At 58.1% G+C, this 16,618-nt stretch carries 15 protein-coding genes; 9 read left to right on the top strand and 6 right to left on the bottom strand.

The genetic code is table 11. The features are described 5' to 3' along the window. Positions 1-5 precede the first annotated feature (5 nt). From N5J69_RS00075 to N5J69_RS00060, 4 genes are all read right to left on the bottom strand, one after another. Positions 6-794 carry an ABC transporter ATP-binding protein gene (locus N5J69_RS00075; protein WP_013357640.1) on the bottom strand — a complete coding sequence of 263 codons (789 nt, stop codon included), beginning with the start codon at positions 792-794 and terminating at the stop codon, positions 6-8. 11 nt (positions 795-805) lie between these two features. Further along, on the bottom strand, positions 806-1,678 hold the full coding sequence (gene ntrB, locus N5J69_RS00070; RefSeq protein WP_279767230.1) for a nitrate ABC transporter permease: 873 nt from the start codon (positions 1,676-1,678) through the stop codon (positions 806-808). A gap of 11 nt (positions 1,679-1,689) precedes the next feature. Continuing rightward, positions 1,690-2,940 carry a CmpA/NrtA family ABC transporter substrate-binding protein gene (locus N5J69_RS00065; RefSeq protein WP_279767228.1) on the bottom strand — a complete coding sequence of 417 codons (1,251 nt, stop codon included), beginning with the start codon at positions 2,938-2,940 and terminating at the stop codon, positions 1,690-1,692. 262 nt (positions 2,941-3,202) lie between these two features. Continuing rightward, the gene (locus tag N5J69_RS00060) at positions 3,203-4,417 is read right to left on the bottom strand and encodes a nitrate regulatory protein (RefSeq protein WP_279767226.1); all 1,215 of its coding nucleotides are present in this window, start codon (positions 4,415-4,417) and stop codon (positions 3,203-3,205) included. Between the two features lie 487 nt (positions 4,418-4,904). On the opposite strand from N5J69_RS00060, the gene N5J69_RS00055 reads away from it, so the two are divergent. The 8 genes from N5J69_RS00055 (at position 4,905) to N5J69_RS00020 (ending at position 13,911) form a co-directional block, all read left to right on the top strand. After that, entirely contained in the window at positions 4,905-5,396 is a 492-nt protein-coding gene (locus N5J69_RS00055) for an SH3 domain-containing protein (protein ID WP_279767224.1), read from the top strand. Positions 5,397-5,481: 85 nt separating this feature from the next. After that, positions 5,482-6,699 carry a type IVB secretion system protein IcmH/DotU gene (icmH, locus tag N5J69_RS00050; protein WP_279767223.1) on the top strand — a complete coding sequence of 406 codons (1,218 nt, stop codon included), beginning with the start codon at positions 5,482-5,484 and terminating at the stop codon, positions 6,697-6,699. Beyond that, positions 6,699-8,813, top strand: a complete 2,115-nt coding sequence (tssM, locus tag N5J69_RS00045; protein ID WP_279767222.1) for a type VI secretion system membrane subunit TssM — start codon at positions 6,699-6,701, stop codon at positions 8,811-8,813. Before icmH ends, tssM begins: the two co-directional genes overlap by 1 nt. A 13-nt stretch (positions 8,814-8,826) precedes the next feature. Next, entirely contained in the window at positions 8,827-9,525 is a 699-nt protein-coding gene (gene tagF / locus N5J69_RS00040; protein ID WP_279767221.1) for a type VI secretion system-associated protein TagF, read from the top strand. Positions 9,526-9,561: 36 nt separating this feature from the next. Then, positions 9,562-10,698, top strand: a complete 1,137-nt coding sequence (gene tagH, locus N5J69_RS00035) for a type VI secretion system-associated FHA domain protein TagH (RefSeq protein WP_279767219.1) — start codon at positions 9,562-9,564, stop codon at positions 10,696-10,698. Continuing rightward, positions 10,695-11,471 (top strand): PP2C family serine/threonine-protein phosphatase, encoded by a 777-nt coding sequence (locus tag N5J69_RS00030; RefSeq protein WP_279767218.1) that lies wholly within the window; start codon positions 10,695-10,697, stop codon positions 11,469-11,471. The genes tagH and N5J69_RS00030 overlap by 4 nt, the downstream gene beginning before the upstream one ends. A gap of 14 nt (positions 11,472-11,485) precedes the next feature. Then, positions 11,486-12,439, top strand: a complete 954-nt coding sequence (locus N5J69_RS00025) for a hypothetical protein (protein ID WP_279767216.1) — start codon at positions 11,486-11,488, stop codon at positions 12,437-12,439. A gap of 44 nt (positions 12,440-12,483) precedes the next feature. Further along, complete coding sequence (locus N5J69_RS00020) at positions 12,484-13,911, top strand: serine/threonine-protein kinase (protein WP_279767213.1); 1,428 nt, start codon at positions 12,484-12,486, stop codon at positions 13,909-13,911. A 94-nt stretch (positions 13,912-14,005) separates the two neighbouring features. On the opposite strand, the gene N5J69_RS00015 is transcribed toward N5J69_RS00020, so the two are convergent. Then, on the bottom strand, positions 14,006-14,680 hold the full coding sequence (locus N5J69_RS00015) for a gamma-glutamylcyclotransferase (protein WP_167493432.1): 675 nt from the start codon (positions 14,678-14,680) through the stop codon (positions 14,006-14,008). Between the two features lie 226 nt (positions 14,681-14,906). Continuing rightward, positions 14,907-15,137, bottom strand: coding sequence for a putative cation transport regulator ChaB (gene chaB / locus N5J69_RS00010; protein WP_279767212.1), 231 nt, complete (start codon positions 15,135-15,137; stop codon positions 14,907-14,909). A gap of 373 nt (positions 15,138-15,510) precedes the next feature. On the opposite strand from chaB, the gene chaA reads away from it, so the two are divergent. Further along, positions 15,511-16,602: a sodium-potassium/proton antiporter ChaA gene (gene chaA / locus N5J69_RS00005; RefSeq protein ID WP_279767210.1), complete on the top strand. Its 1,092-nt coding sequence runs from the start codon at positions 15,511-15,513 to the stop codon at positions 16,600-16,602. Positions 16,603-16,618 lie beyond the last annotated feature (16 nt).

Here is a 16,618-nt window from a genome sequence, read left to right as displayed (position 1 = left end):
GCTCCTTACGCCGCGGTAGTCTGTTTTTCATAAAGAAAATGCAGCACCTTCTGCCGCAGCTGGTGGTAGCGCGGCTCATCTGCCAGCGCCACCCGCGAGCGCGGGCGCGGCAGGTCGACAGTGAGGATCTCGCCGACCTGTGCCGCCGGGCCGTTGGTCATCATCAGCACCCGATCGGAGAGCAGCACCGCTTCATCCACGTCGTGGGTGATCAGGACGATGGTGGTGTTCAGCTCCTGCTGAATGCGCATTACGCTGTCCTGCAGATGGGCGCGGGTTAAGGCGTCCAGCGCGCCAAAAGGCTCGTCCAGCAGCAGCACACGCGGCTTCATCGCCAGCGCCCTGGCAATGCCAACGCGTTGCTTCATGCCGCCGGAGATTTCGCCGGGTCGCTTGTGCATGGCGTGGCTCATCTGCACCCGGTTAAGGTTGTGCTCGATCCAGTCGCGCATCTCCGCTTTGCTGAAGCGCCCTTTAAACACCTGCTGCACCGCCAGCTCAACGTTCTGAAACGCCGTCAGCCAGGGCAGCAGCGAATGGTTCTGAAAGACCACGGCGCGCTCCGGGCCAGGGCCGGTGATTTCGCGGTTATCACACAGCAGCACGCCGCTGCTGGGACGGGTTAATCCGGCAATCAGGTTCAGCAGCGTTGATTTGCCGCAGCCGGAATGGCCTATCAGGCTCAGGGTTTCCCCTTCATGGATATCAAAGCTGACGTTGTCCAGCGCCAGAAACTCGCCGCTGGCGGTGTTGAAACGCTGGCTGACCTGCTGAACGCGAATAATGTGTTGCATGGTGTTCTCCCCTATTTTTCCCAGCTGAAACGACGTACCAGCAGCATCAGCGCCTGTTCCAGCAGCAGCCCGACGACGCCGATAATCAGAATGGCGATCAGAATGTTTGCCACGTTGAGGTTGTTCCACTCGTTCCAGATCCAGAAACCGATGCCCAAACCGCCTGTCAGCATTTCGGCAGCGACGATAACCAGCCAGGCGATGCCGATCGAGAGGCGTACCCCGGTAAGCACCGCTGGCAGCACGGCGGGCAGCAGGATCCGGCGCATCACCGTCCATTCAGAAAGCTGTAACACCCGCGCCACGTTGAGGTAATCCTGCGGAATGCGCTGCACCCCTTCGGCGGTATTGATGATCATCGGCCAGATTGAACAGATGAAAATGGTCCAGCTGGCAGCAGGTTCAGCGCGCTGAAACAGCAGCAGTCCAATCGGCAGCCAGGCCAGCGGACTCACCGGCCGCAGCAGGGCGATAATCGGATTGAACATCCGCGCCGTAAACGTGAAGCGCCCCAGCAGAAAACCTGCCGGAATGCCGACCAGCGCAGCAAGGCCGAAGCCGATAGCCACGCGCTGCAGCGAGGCCAGTACGTTCCAGCCGATGCCCTGATCGTTGGGGCCATTGCTGTAAAACGGGTCAGCGAACAGCACCTGTGCCGCCTGCCAGGTGGCGTATGGCGAGGGAAAAGAGGGTTCTGACAGGGCCGCGATCTGCCACACCAGCACCAGCAGCAGCAGGCCGCCCGCTGCGGGAATGCAGCGCTGCAACAGCGGCCGCAGACGCGCCGGACGAACGGCGGCTTTCGGGGTGACCTGTAACGGAATAACGGTGGCACTGTTGTGAGTCTGCACCGGCTGAGCCAGCGCACGCGCGTCAGTTTTCATAACAACCTCTCTTAACGTTTAATGGCGAAACTGGCGGCGTAGGCAGCAGGATTGCTGCCATCCCAGACTTTGCCGTCAATCAGGGTGCTGCTGCGCATCTCACTGGCGGGCAGTGCAATCTGTCCGACGGCGCTGGCGGCCTGTTTGTAAATGTCGATGCGGTTGATCTGGCGGGCCACGGCAAGGTAGTCAGGATCGCTGGCGAGCAGGCCCCAGCGTTTCATCTGCGTCAGGAACCACATCCCGTCCGAGAGCCACGGAAAACTGACGTTGCCGTTGTCGAAGAAGCGCATCGGATGGGCGTCCTGCCACGTCTGACCCAGGCCGTTCTGGTACTGGCCGAGCATGCGCCCCTGTAACGTCTCCACTCTGGTGTTGATCCAGGCCCGTCCGGCTAACACCTGCGCGGTTTCACGGCGGTTATCGTCTGAGGCATCGATCCAGCGTGCTGCCTCCAGCACGGCAGCGGTCAGCGCACGGGCGGTATTGGGATTCTCTTTCACCCACTGTGCGCGGGTGCCGAGCACTTTTTCCGGATGCTCCGGCCAGATCTGCTGGCTGGTGGCCGCGGTAAAGCCAATGTTGTCGCTGATGGCACGCTGGTTCCACGGCTCACCGACGCAGAAGCCGCTCATGTTGCCGATCTTCATGTTCATCACCATCTGCGGCGGTGGCACAACCACGGTGCGCACATCGTCAAACGGATGAATACCGGCATTGGCGAGCCAGTAGTAGAGCCACATGGCGTGCGTACTGGTGGGAAAGGTATGCGCGAAGGTCAGGCTGCCTTTGGGGCCGCTATCAACGGCTTTTTTCAGGCTGGCCGCATCGGTGATGCCGCCTGCTTTGAGCTGGTTCGACAGGGTGATCGCCTGGCCGTTGTGGTTGAGCGTCATCAGGTTCGCCATGTCGTGCTGCGGCCCCGCTACGCCAAGCTGCAGTGCGTAGATCATGCCGTAGAGCACATGGGCCGCGTCCAGCTCGCCGGAGGTCAGTTTGTCGCGCACCGCCGCCCAGCTCGCCTCTTTGCTGACCGCAAGCGTCAGGCCATACTTTTTGTCGAAACCTTTCACCGACGCCATAACCACTGGCGCACAGTCGGTGAGCGGAATGAAACCGACCCGCACCTGCGCTTTTTCTGGCGCGTCGGATCCTGCTGCCCAGACTGCATTTCGTAAACCCGGAACGATCCAGGCTGCACCCAGCGCCGCCCCGGAGATCAGCGCCTGACGTCGTGTCAGTGAAAATGGCGTTTTGCTCATCATGTTGCCCCTGAACAGAAATAAAAAAAGGCGTCCTCCGACAAGCCGAAGCCTGCGGATGGACGCCTTTATCCAAAGCACTGATCCCACCGCCATTGGCAGGAGCAATGCGTACTCTCTGTAAGGTTAAAGCAAAGGGTGTGCCAGATTGCTGAAGCACCGATAACCCCGGCCTGCGGGGATGCAGTGCTGGAAAATTAACCGTTTTTGCACATTTCTGACGCAGATCACGCACAAAGGTTGTGCAGATACCTCATCCGGGTTAGTTACCCAGGGTCTTCGCTACTGCCAGCACCGCCTGCGCAATCTCCAGTACCCGCTTGTTCTGATTCATTGCACTTTTGCGCAGCGCCTGCCAGGCGGCCTCTTCGGTAAAACCCTGCTGCTGCATCAGCCAGTGTTTGGCCTGATCGATCACCCGTCGTTCATCAAGTGACGCACGCATCGACGCCAGTTCATCCGCCTGCTGCTGCAGGCGCTGCGACTGCTCACCAATCAGCGACAGTACCGAGCGGCCGAGCTGCGGGGCCAGGCCATCGCTGTTGAGTGCAGCGGCACCGGGCAGCCAGTCAGCCCCGGAGACGTAAAGTGAAAAGGTGCTGTCGCCCTGCGCCACCGTAAACGCCGCCTGTTGCTGCGCCTGATTAATCGCCTCACGACAGCGCTGCATCAGCGTGGCCGTCAGCGCATCCTCCAGGGTTTTCATCTGGTCCAGACGCCCGGAAAGCAGGGAAAACCACGCCAGCGCGAAGGTCTCATCATACTGGCCACCGGTGCAGGCGATACGCCGCAGCCGTTCAATATCCCGGCAGGCCTGGGCCAGCGGCTGCCAGCGTTCACAGGCGGCGCTGTCGGCAAACTCGCGGAAAATGGTAAAGCTCTGCTCCTGAGCTGCAATCAGCGCCACCATCTGGCTGCGCTGTTCAGGCGTGAACTGCCGCGCCGCAAAGCCAGCGGAGCCGATAGCCCGCTCCTGTCCGGCCAGCTCTTTGCCCTGCATAAAACTGAACAGCGCGATCAGCGCCCGGGAGATATCGGGATGGCTGGCGGTGTCCGCTGCCTCAAAAACCAGATTAAGTAGGGTGCGGATTATCTGATTAAAGGCGGCCATCACCGCAGCCTGATCCCGCTCACGCTGGCTGATTTGCAGACGCAGCGCGGGCAGTCCATCCAGCGCCTGCAGGGCCGCGGCAATCAGGTTGCAGAAGCGGCTGTAGCCGGGCTGTGCAAGGGCGTGCGGCAGCGCCTGATAAAAGTGCTGCAGACCGGCGCTGACCTCCTGCTGACGGGCGTGACGCTCGGCGCTGAACAGCGCGCCGTCTGAGCAGATCCAGAGGTTGTTTGCGCCGCGTTCCCGCTGCAGCCGATGAACCAGCTCACTGACGGCAGCCATCAGCTCGCCGGTCTCAAGCAGCCTTTGCAGGCTGGCAATATCGCTGTCACGCGATGCCTGCAGCCAGGTCAGGGCATCACTCATTGCTCACCTCTTCACCGTTAAAAGGTTTCTGAAGCAAAAGGCGTGCCGCTTTCCGGAAAAAAGGAGGGCGTATCAGGCGCGTAAATTCTGATTTTGATAAGATTCTTTCGCTGAAGGGATAAATTTTATCGGTAACTAACGATTAGAAAGTCTTAATAGTTTCCAATCGGATCCATTGCATGTCAGAATGCACTGCAATGTTCTCATGCAGTTTGTCCCTGCGATAATTCAGTTCGCTTTAACTATCACATTGTCTGGCGCTTTTCTTATACCGCGGCCCGCCCCCAAAGCGCGTGCTATCACGCATCGCCAGTGGGTGCAATGGTTTGAATTCTCAAAAGTCTTAGGTAGACTAAACGCGTAACTATCCTGATGTAATCTGAACTTTTTTTGAAAAACAGACTTTCGGCACGATGCGGCGCGAAAAACAGCGTCTCCTGCATCGGGCCCGGCAATATGCAGATACTTTGATGAGATCACGAGGAACATGGTGAAAAAGAGTCTTGCGTTAACGCTGCTGGCGGTACTTACCCTGGCAGGCTGTAAGGCCCCGCCGCCGCCCGTCACTGACGATACGCTGGTCACCAGCGAAATTAACGGCGTCAAACTGGTCCATCGACACGCTGTCGCGGCACCGACTGAATTTGAGCCGGTCAATCAGACCTGGCGGGCGCTCTATGGTGCCTCGGTCATGACCTCGCCGGATTACGGCGGCAAAGTGGTTCGCTATCTCGAAACGGGTAAACCGTTTGAAGTATTAGGTAATGTGGAACACAACTGGCTGGCGATTGCTGACCAGGCTGATGGCCCGTTAATTGGCTATGTGCCGTTAAAAGCGGGCGTAGAGAGCAGTCGTTACGATGCCACGGTGCAGAGCGATCGTCCCCGTCCGCGCAAAGCGAAACAGGTCTGCGTTGCCGTCGGCGGCGCGAGTAAAGCCTGTCGGACTAACGATACCGCGACCTGGATCTTAGACTGAATATGAAATCCGGCGCATATTGCCCGCAGCACCGTCCTGTGCTGCGGGTACAGGGATTTGCCATTGGCTGGAAGATCACGAATTAATGACTGTGGAATCCCCTGCGCGTGAGGCAACCCCCTCAGGCAATGAGAATCTATTACTTCAGGCTGCTGCGCCACTGCTGAACGCGGTGGTGCAAATTCGTCAGGCAGCTACTCATGACGACCCTGCGGGTCTGCGCCAGTCTCTGATCGATGAAATCCGCCAGTTTGAACAACGCTGTAAACAGGCAGGGCTGCCGTTTGAGATGATTATCGGCGCACGTTACTGCATCTGCAGCGCGCTGGACGAAGCTGCGGCGCAAACCCCCTGGGGCACCCGTGGCGTCTGGTCAGGCAACGGCATGCTGGTGACCTTTCACAATGAAAGCTGGGGCGGCGAAAAATTCTTTCAGCTGCTGTCACGCATTTCTCAAAGTCCTCAGCAACACCTCTGGCTGCTGGAAGTGGTGCAATATTGCCTGTTGCTGGGCTATGAAGGCCGCTATCGCGGCAGTGAAAATGGCCGCGCCCAGTGCGACGGCATTCGCAAACGCCTGAAAAGCCTGATTGACGAGACGCGCGCCCAGCGCCAGACGCCGCAACCGCCGCTGGTCGAGGTCCATCCGCTGGTCAGTACCCTTGCCCGTCCGATGGTGCCGCTCTGGGCCTGCGCCATGCTGGTCGCGCTGATTGGCTGCCTGATTTACAGCGGCCTGAACTGGCGTCTCGGCAATGCTGCCGAACCGCTGCTGCGCACCATCTACCAGACGCCGCTGCCGCAGATTACTGCGGGCCGCCGTCCCTCTTCCCCGCAGGCGCTGCTCGATCTGCGTCAGCGCCTGAATGATGTCATCGCTGCCGGACAGCTCGAAGTCAGCGACGGTGCCTTTGGCAGCAAAGTGATTATCCCGGCCGACAAACTGTTTGCTGAGCAGGGTACGGTGATCAATCCGGTGGGCCGTGCGCTGCTGGCCCGCGTGTCAACCGCGATGAAAGATGTGAAAGGCACCATTCTGGTGTCCGTGTTTACCGATGATCATCCGGTGGATAACAGCCGCTTTGCCTCCAGCTATGAATTCTCATTTGCCCGCGCCCGTGCCATCACCCAGCTGTTGCAGTCACAGCTGGAGGAAGGTCATACGGTGCGTTCTGAAGGCCGGGGCGACAGCGACCCGCTGCTGCCCAACGACAGCAGCGAAAACCGGACCCGCAACCGCCGCGTTGAAATCACCCTGTTTGCCGCGCCTGAAACGCTCAGTAATCATCAAGGAGCACAATAATGCGCGCGTCCCTTCGCCTGCTGTTAACGCATCGCCTGCTGTGGAGTTTTATTGGCGTCACGGCGCTCAGCTGTCTGGTCTGGATGCTGGGTCCGTTCTGGTCATGGGGCGAGTCGCGTCCCCTGGAACCGGTGCTGCCTCGCCAGCTCACCGTGAGCGCTCTCTATTTTCTCTGGATCCTGTTTCAGCTGATCCCGTCGCTTTATCGTGCCTGGTTTAACAGCCGCTTACTGACTCAGCTTCAGCAGGCGGAAACTGACGATCCGGCGGAACGTCAGATGACTGAAGAGCGGCTTAATCAGCGCTTCAGCGAAGCGGTGTTGCAGCTGAAACGCACCCAGTTTGGCCGGCGTCACAGCGGGAGCCTGCTGTCGCGCTTTAATGCCCATTACCTCTACCAGTTGCCCTGGTATCTGGTGATGGGTGCGCCCGGTGCCGGTAAAACGACCGCGCTGTTTAATGCGGGCCTCGATTTTCCGCTGACCGATACGCTGGGCAAACAGGCGATTCGTGGCGTCGGCGGCACCCGCAACTGCGACTGGTGGTTTACCGACAGCGCGGTGCTGATTGATACCGCCGGACGTTACGCGCTGCAGGAGAGCCAGCGCGTGCGCGATGCCGCAGAGTGGCACAGTTTTATCAATCTGCTGAAACGCTATCGCACCCGCCAGCCGATTAACGGCGTGATCATGACCATCAGCGTTGCCGATCTGCTGAGTGATTCTGCCGAAGCCCGTTTCGCCCAGGCCAGTGCGCTGCGTGAGCGCATGGCGGAACTGCATCAGCAGACCGGCATTCACTTCCCGGTCTATGTGATGGTGACCAAAACCGATCTGCTGAAAGGCTTTATGAGCTATTTTGGCAACATAGACAAAGCGCGGCGTGATGCTATCTGGGGCTTTACGTTTAACCGGGAGCTGAGCAAGCCGCACAAAGATGACTGGCATCGTCATTTTGGCCAGCAGTTTCAGCGGCTGGAAGCGCAGCTACAGCAGCAGCTGGCGGAGCAGATGACGCAGGAGCGTGACCTGAATGAGCGCGCTGAATGCTTCCTCTTTCCGCAGGAGTTTGCCTCGCTGCGTCCGTTGCTGAATGAATATCTGGATATTGTTTTTTCCGATCATCAGGATGCCGTTGCCTGGAGCCCACGCGGCCTTTTCTTCACCAGCGGCACGCAGGAAGGCCTGCCGTTTGATCGGGTGATGGGTGAACTGAGCCGTAAACTCCAGTTACGTCAGGCGGGCGAGCACTCCATTGCCGCCTGGGACAGCGTTAACCGCAACAGTCCGATTCCCGGCAACAAAGGCCAGAGCTTCTTTATTCGTGATCTGCTGAGCAATCTGATCTTTAAAGAGAGCGGCCTGGCGGGCAGCAACCGTCGCTGGGAGTATCGCAACCAGCTGTTCCACTGGATTGGCTACGGCGTACTGGCAGGCGCGTTGCTGATTGCCGCCAGCCTCTGGAGCATCAGCTACTACCAGAATCAGCACTATCTTCAGCAGGTGGCTGCACGTGTTCCGGCCATTCGTGAGCAGAGTCAGCAGGTGATTCATCAGCCTGCTGATAATATTTTTGATCTGCTACCCTTTCTGAATAACCTGGTGAAGCTGCCGCTGTCGGAACGTTTTTCTCTCGATAATCCACCGCTTACTATGCGTGCTGGCTTGTATCGCGGCAGTCAGGTCAGCGATGCCGCCTGGGTGCTTTATCAAAATGCGCTTAAGTCTTTGCTGCTGCCGCGTGTGGCACAGCAGATCACCAACATCCTGCGCAACGATCCGGGTGATGATAACGCCTACAGCCGCAATGCGCTGCGCGCCTATCAGATGCTCTATCAACCGCGCAATTACGATGGTGAATTTTTACGGGCCTGGCTGCTGCAGAACTTACAGCGCTCGCTGCCCGATACGGTAAGCGCCCGCGATCTGCAGCAACTTGACTGGCACCTGAGCCAGTTGCTGGATCAGCAAATTCAGTCATCGCCTTATGCGCGTGATAATGCACTGATGATGCGCAAGCTGGCGGACAATCTGAAAATGGCGGGCCAGGCGGGCAGCGTGCTGGCGGCAGCACCGCTGCACCCGGCCCCGCGAGAAAACTCGCAGAGCGAGTAATGGTGAGGTGAACATGGCTGCTTACACGGCCCCCGGCTGGTATGGCAAGCTGCCGTCGACCGGTGACTTTCTGCACCGTCGTCTGAGCGAGCAACAGATCAGCCCGTGGAATCACTGGTTCCAGCAGGGATTAATGCACTGGCATCAGCAGGCCTGGTCCTGGAGCGCGAACTTTCTCCACGCGCCGGTCTGGAACTTTGTCCTGCCGGTGACCGCGACCCGGCCACACATCCAGATGGGCTGTCTGCTGCCCTCCTGTGACCGCGTCGGGCGCGCCTGGCCGCTGCTGGCACTGCACAGCTTTCCGCTGGCGCAGTGGCATCCGGCTCAGCTGACCATCTCCGGTGACTGGTTTCAGGATCTGGGCGCGACCCTGTTACGGGCCGTTCAGACGCCGCTGAACGGCGAGCAGTTAGAACAGCAGATACAGGCGTTGCCGCCGCTACTGGTGCCCGCCAGGAAGCCCTCTGAAATCATGGATGTGATCGGTTTTCAGGATCTGCCCTGCACGCTGAGCTGGCGTGAAGTGGCCGAACGTTTCGACCCTCAGCAGCACATGAGCTACTGGTGGAGTAATCGCAGTGATGGTTTTGCCCATGCGACCCACAAGCACAGCGGCAACCTCACGGCGCAACTGTTTTCGTTACTGTTTAACCCGGCGGCAGGTTCTCAGCCGGGACGTAATGGCCTCTATCCTCCGATGTTCGAGTGAGGCCGGATGCGTTTGCCGTTCAATCTGGGATAACTCATGCAATTTACCATTGTGCAATGCACTACGGATGTTCCGGTCAGAAGCGTCGCGTTTCAGCCGCCTGGCGGCACCATTGGCCGCAGTCAGGACAACGATCTGGTGCTGCCAGATGAGACACGGGCTATTTCGCGTCTGCAGGCGCTGGTTCACCTGTCCCATGACGGGGAATGCCGTCTGACCAACCAGGGCAGCGTAACGCCGGTCGAGCATAACGGCATCACGCTGGGTCGCGGCATGCAGGTGCTGCTGAAGCATGGCGACGCCCTGCGCATCGGTGATTATGCGCTGGAAGTGCGCGATCCTGCCTGCCAGAGCGCGCAGAGCGATCCGCTGGCGCTGTTTGCGGGTGACAGCGCCCAGCCTGCGAATCCTCTGGGCATTCATGAACATCATGACGTTGAGGACCGGCTGCTGGTCAATGATGTGCCGCCGTCACGCCACGAGCGTCACAATGATGCACGGCTGGCGATCGATCCGCAGGCCAGCGAGCCGCGTCGGGCGCTGGCGGCACAGCCGGTGGATCAGGATCGGCTTATCGCCGCCCTGCTGGACGGCATGGGCCTCAGTAACGGCCACGCCACGCCGGTTGACGAAGAGCAGATGCGCATTACCGGCCGGATGCTGAGCCTCTTTTCCCAGGGCACGGTGGCGCTGCTATCTTCACGTTCTATTCTCAAACGTGGCGTGAAAGCGGACATGACCATGATTCTGAATGAGGCCAACAACCCGTTCAAGATTCTGCCCTCCGGCAAAACCGTGCTGATGCAGATGTACCAGAGCCAGATGCCCGGCTTTATGCCGCCGGAACAGGCCGTGCGTGATGCGCTGGTCGATCTGCAGGCCCACCAGCTGGGCATGATCGCCGGCATTCGCGCCATTATCGCGGCGATGCTGCAATCCTTTAATCCGCAGCGGCTGGAAGAGCAGGCGCGCGCCGATGGCCTGGTGTCAAAACTGCCGTTTTCCACCGTGAAAAAAGCGGCGCTGTGGGACTACTTCACCCGTAATTACCAGCGCACTGCCGGTGAAATCGAAGATGATTTCCATACGCTGTTTGGTGAAGCTTTCCTTCATGCCTATGACATGGAGGTGAATCAGTATAAGGATTCTCAGACGCGGGTGGATGACGCATGAAAATCGTTTTTGCCAGCCGCTGTCAGCAGGGGCTGCGCGATGAGAATCAGGATCGCACGGGTGCTGAACTGGATGAGCGCAAAGCCTGTTTTGTGGTCTGCGATGGCGTGGCCGGTCTGCCCGGCGGCGAAATGGCGGCGCAACTGGTGCGCGACACCCTGCTGAGCCAGATACAGGCGCAGACCGACTTTACGCCGGAAAGTACCCGCCAGGCGGTCGAGCAGTGCCGCATAGCGCTGCAGGAAGCACAGGGTAAAAATCCGAAATTTTCACGCATGAGCACCACGCTGGCAGCCCTGTTTATTGACCGCCAGAAACAGCGTGCATGGTGGGCGCACGCGGGTGACAGCCGGGTTTACCACTTCCGGCGGGGTGTGCTTCACGAGGTGACCCGTGACCACAGTCTGGCCCAGCAGATGAAAGAAGCGGGCTATGAAAATACCGGCATTAACAGTAATTTACTTTATAATGCGCTCGGCGCTGAGCCGCCTCGCTTAGTCAGCTTTTCGCAGGAAATTGCGCTGGAGGATGGTGACGCTTTTCTGGTCTGCACCGATGGCTTCTGGCTGAACCTGACCAGTGTTGAAATGGAACAGGCTCTGCGCATGGTCAATGCCTGCGAAGAGTGGCTGGCTCTGATGGAACAGGCGGTGAGCCGCAACGTTAAGAAAGATAATCTCAGCGCACTGGCGGTCTGGATTGGTGAGCCGGAGGAGGCAACCTTGCTCTATTCACTGGCTGATTCGGCGCGCTTTCTGCCGCCTCGTTTTTGATTCCAAGGATCCTTATGAAACTGTGGTTGCCCGGCATCATCACTCTGCTGAGTGCCTTTAACGCCCAGGCTGAAAATTATCGTGTGGTCTATTCCCCCAGCCTGGCGCTGGAGGTCTACATCGATAATGTGGTGAGTAAAGCGCCTGACGACTGGTGTAAAGAGACGCTGCCGCTGCGCATCGTCTCTGGCAAAAGTAAGGATTCGTCCGTGCTGACCACCTTTTTACCGCGCGTAGGCACCCTGCTCGCGAATCAGTGCGGCTTACTGGACGAACTGCCGTGGCAGATGACCAGTAAAGAGGGGGGCGTGCTGGCCAGCGGCAGCGCCAGCAAGTTGCAGAACTGGCGACCCATTGTGATGGCAGATGCTACAGCCAGCGCCAGTGACAGCAATGCTGCCCCGCTCGACCTGTCACGGCCCGCGAACAGTACGCCGTTGCAACATTTCGATCTTCCGAGCGGCTGCCATTTTCGCACCGCCTGGGATGAGAACGCGCAGACCCTGTTTATACCCGATGTCAGCAAGCAGCAGTGCTCGCCGGATGGCTGGGCAGAAGGCAAAAGTGAACTGACGCTGGCGACACCGGATCACCCTACGCCGGTGGCGGTCACCTTTTATCAGGGTTACCCCATCGCTAATCTGGCTATTCCGGACAGTAAGCTGGAGGTTATCGCCGCAAATAATCAGCGCATGATAGTGACACGCCCGGATACGCCGGATAGCTGGCTGGTACTGCCTTTTGATGCCCGGCAACATGTCTGGCGCTTCAATGGAGCGTTGTTAATAAAGATGGATAAGAATGCTGCGCAGCAGGATGCTGACGCTGTGAAATCGCGAGTCGATACATTGCGCAGCCAGTGGGCGCCCTCTTTCATGCCACAGCAAAAAGTGAATGTGTTACTCATTGACACCCTGCACGCGGATCTGGTCGATCCTGCCATTGGTGCCTGGCGTAACATCAATTAATTACCGCGCAGCCTGACGAGCAGGCCGTGTACAGAGAGTTCACTATGTCGGCAAATGATAATCCGAAAACCGTTCCGAATGCCCTGCCTGACGGATACCGTTTTAATGAATTTGAGATCAAGGAAGTGATCGGAGGCGGCGGCTTCGGCATCGTCTATCGTGCGTGGGATCACCAGCTTGAACGTACTATTGCCATTAAAGAGTATATGCCGGTGTCGCTGGCAGTCCGTGCCGCCGATTTAACGCTGGAGCTGCGCGGTGAGCGTTTCCAGAAGCTATTTAATGCCGGGCTGACCAGCTTTATTCAGGAAGCACGACTGCTGGCCCGCTTTAATCATCCCGGACTGCTGCACGTGCTGCGCTTCTGGGAGCAGAACGGCACCGCCTACATGGGCACCCTTTACTACAGCGGGATGACGCTGAAAGAGTGGCAGCTGACCAGCCCGGCATCGATCTCTGAAGCCTGGATCCGCCGCCTGCTGCCGCCGCTGCTGGGGGCCATCAGCACCATCCATCAGGCCGGTTATCTGCATCGTGATATCTCACTCGACAATATCCAGATTCAGGAGAATCAGCTGCCGGTACTGCTGGACTTCGGGTCGGCGCGTAAAGAGATAGGCAACCTCTCTGACGAAACTGAAATCATGCTTAAACCTGGCTTTGCGCCGATTGAGCAGTACAGCGAAGAAGGTGAAGTCGAACAGGGGCCCTGGACCGATATTTACGCGCTGGGCGCGGTGCTGCATAGCCTGATTACCGGCAATCCACCGCCAGTCAGTGTGGTGCGCTGCATTGAAGATAATTATCAGCCGCTGGTGGAGCGCCAGCCTGAAGGCTACTCGCTGCCGTTGCTGCATGCCATTGACTGTGCGCTGGCCATGAAACCCGGCGATCGTCCACAAACGATTGATGCGTTTGCGGCGCTGATTGATCTGCCGGTCAGTGATGTGGAGGCCGTGGTAAACAGCTTCCCGGTGCCGGGCGAACCGCCTGCTCTGCCCGTGGAGGAGCCGGTTGAGGCGGCTCCGCCAGTGGTGATGGCGATGAATCATGCTGCAGCGTCAGCGGAGCCCGTCACGCCGCGCACGGTGCGGCGGCTGTCGCCAGGCTTGCTGGGGCTGGCTGCCGTCGCCCTTGTGGCGGTTGTCGTCGCCGTCTGGCTGGCTAATCGCCACAGTGCGACACCGGAGGGGGTTAACGCTCCCGCAGCCGTGACCCAGGCCCCCGCATCGATCCCGCCCGCCGCTGCGGTACCCGCCGCGCTGGCGACGGTTTATCTTAAGCTGGAGGTCGGTGAAAGCGTGGTGCTTAATGGGCAGCCGGTTGAGCTCAAACCTGGCAGCAGCGGATTTGCCGCGCTGAATCTGGCGGCGGGACACTATAAAATCGACGTTAAAAATGGCAGTGAGATGCACACGCAATCCCTGACTATCGATAAGCCCGGCACCTGGCTGATCAATCCCGGCAACTAGCTAACCGGATTAACAGGCAGGCCACGGAGATCCGCGGCACAGACAATAAAGGGCGCGTCATGAGGACGCGCCCTTTTGTTATCTGTAGCAGGATTCAGGCCTGCCTGAGGCAGGATTGCTGCAGCGTCCGCACCTGATGCGCCAGCCGACTCAGACTCTCTTCTTCCATGCCGCGCCGGGTCAGCTCTTCTTCCAGCGCAAACAGATACTGCGCATTCGATCCCAGCGGCCCGCTCGCGGCGGCGATGAGCGGCGCAATCGCCTCCGGGCAGGAGTCCGATTCATAAAGCGGATGGCGCGGGTCCATAATAAAGGTCAGTGCCGTTACGCTGCGGCCATCCTCCAGCTGTAGCTCACACCAGGTAGGAAGATAGCAACCGGTGATCATCTCACGCTTCCACAGCAGGGCCAGCTCTTCATGCAAACGCGCTTCCGGCAGACGAAACGCCAGTCCGGTCGTGCGGCCACCCTGCTTCAGCGCCAGCATGCGGCCAGGATGCGTGGCAGTGCCTCGTCCGGCAATCAACCGCAGGCAGAAAGCGCGATGCCAGCCCTCCAGCGAACCAGAGGCCACTTCATCCGCCTCAAAAATCGGGTTCCACATCAGCGAGCCGTAACCAAAGATCCATACCGGGCTGTGATCGGGACGGCAGGCCAGCGTGGCTGCCAGCGAGGCCGCGCGCTGCTCGCAACTCCAGAGCAGCGTCTCATCGATATCCCCGAACGATGTTTTACAATCCGCTTTTAATAGAAATTCCCGGGTAAGCAATGCGACCTCCTCAACTTCAACAGCGTCCTGCAGAATGGCTCCTGTAACACGACCGCCAAAATGGCGCTGCGTTTCGTTCATTAAAATGACAGTAATCTATTTACGCGCGGGGTTTCAAGCGTGATTCCGGTCGCAGGTTAAAAAAAACCAGATAAACCTGATAGCACAGACGAAAAAAAGAGCCAGATAATCCTGGCCCTTTGGTGAGAACAGGCTAGCCGCCGAATTAACGCTTAGGATGCCACTTATCGTCATCGCCTTTTTCATACTCTTTCTTCACGGCTGACCAGGCGACTTTATGCGCGACCTCTTCCCGTGAGTCATCGCCGCGTCGATCTTCAGCCTCTTTATACTGATCCCATGCACTGTTAAAGGCCTGCTGATAGATGTCCTGCGCGTGCGCGGGAAGCACATGTTTTACATTGTCAGGTAAGTCGGCTCGGTTAGAGTAAGGCATAACAACTCCTGCTTTTATGGATTCATACTAAGCCTGGCGCAGGACAGGAAAAACACAAACAGCAACTTATCACCGCTTCATCACAAAAAGCAGAATCTGACCCTGCAAATCGCAATGATTTGCAGAATATTCGGCAGATTAATCCCGGCCAGGCAAAAAAACGGAGATTGTTGTTGCCTGATTAATATTGCAATATCTGAGATAACCTCAGGTTAACTCCCCTTCGGCCCGGTATTGTGTTTAAGTAAAGAGCAGTAAATTTTTCCCGCCCGGACCGGTGAAAAGATAAACTGCGCCCTGCCTTAAAACTGATTATATTTCTAACTGCAGCATCCGCTGCGTCCGGACAATCATTAACCAGAGAGGATGGTGAATGCCTTCACATGAAAAAACACGTCACAAGGAATTCTCGCTGATATTTCCCATTATCACGCTGGGTATACTCTATTTTTTTGGTGCAAATACCGCATTTCCGGTCGTGGTCGGTATCAACTTACTGGCACTGGTTGCCATTCTGAGCAGCGCATTCAGCGTTGTGCGTCACGCAGACGTTCTGGCCCACCGGCTGGGTGAGCCTTATGGCTCGCTGATCCTGAGTCTGTCGGTGGTGATTCTGGAAGTGAGCCTGATCTCGGCGCTGATGGCGACCGGAGATGCCGCACCCGGCCTGATGCGCGATACGCTCTATTCGATAGTGATGATTGTGACCGGCGGGCTGGTTGGTTTTGCCCTGCTGCTGGGCGGGAATAAGTTTGCGACGCAGTACGTTAATCTGGCAGGCGTAAAGCAATACCTTATCGCTATCTTCCCGCTGGCGATTCTGGTGCTGGTGTTTCCCAATGCGCTGCCGGGCGGTAATTTCTCTGTCACCCAGGCCCTGCTCATTGCTGCGATTTCAGCGGCGATGTACGGCGTTTTCCTGCTGATCCAGACGAAGACTCACCAGAATCTGTTTGTCTATGAGCATGAAGACGACAGCGATGATGGTGACCCGCATCACGGTAAACCCTCAGCCCACAGCAGCGTCTGGCACACCTTCTGGCTGATTGTGCATCTGATTGCGGTTATCGCCGTGACCAAGATGAACGCTAACACGCTGGAAAGCCTGCTGACGGAGATGAATGCTCCGGCACAGTTCACCGGTTTCCTGGTGGCTCTGCTGATCCTCTCACCTGAAGGCCTGGGCGCGATTAAGGCCGTGCTGATGAATCAGGTGCAGCGTGCCATGAACCTGTTCTTTGGTTCCGTGCTGGCGACCATCTCCTTAACGGTTCCGGCGGTGACCATTATCGCCACGCTGACCGGACAGGAGCTGATATTCGGGCTGGAGCCGCCGCAGATGGTGATTATGATGGCGTCGCTGATCCTCTGTCAGATCTCCTTCTCGACCGGTCGTACTAATGTCCTGAACGGGGCTGCGCACCTGGCGCTGTTCATCGGTTATCTGATGACCATCATGCTGTAACTGCACCGGCGTTCAG

Origin of the sequence: Pantoea sp. GD03673 (assembly GCF_029844725.1) — a bacterium.
In the GTDB taxonomy this organism is placed as follows: domain Bacteria; phylum Pseudomonadota; class Gammaproteobacteria; order Enterobacterales; family Enterobacteriaceae; genus Pantoea.
This window is presented reverse-complemented; position numbering and strand designations above follow the sequence as displayed.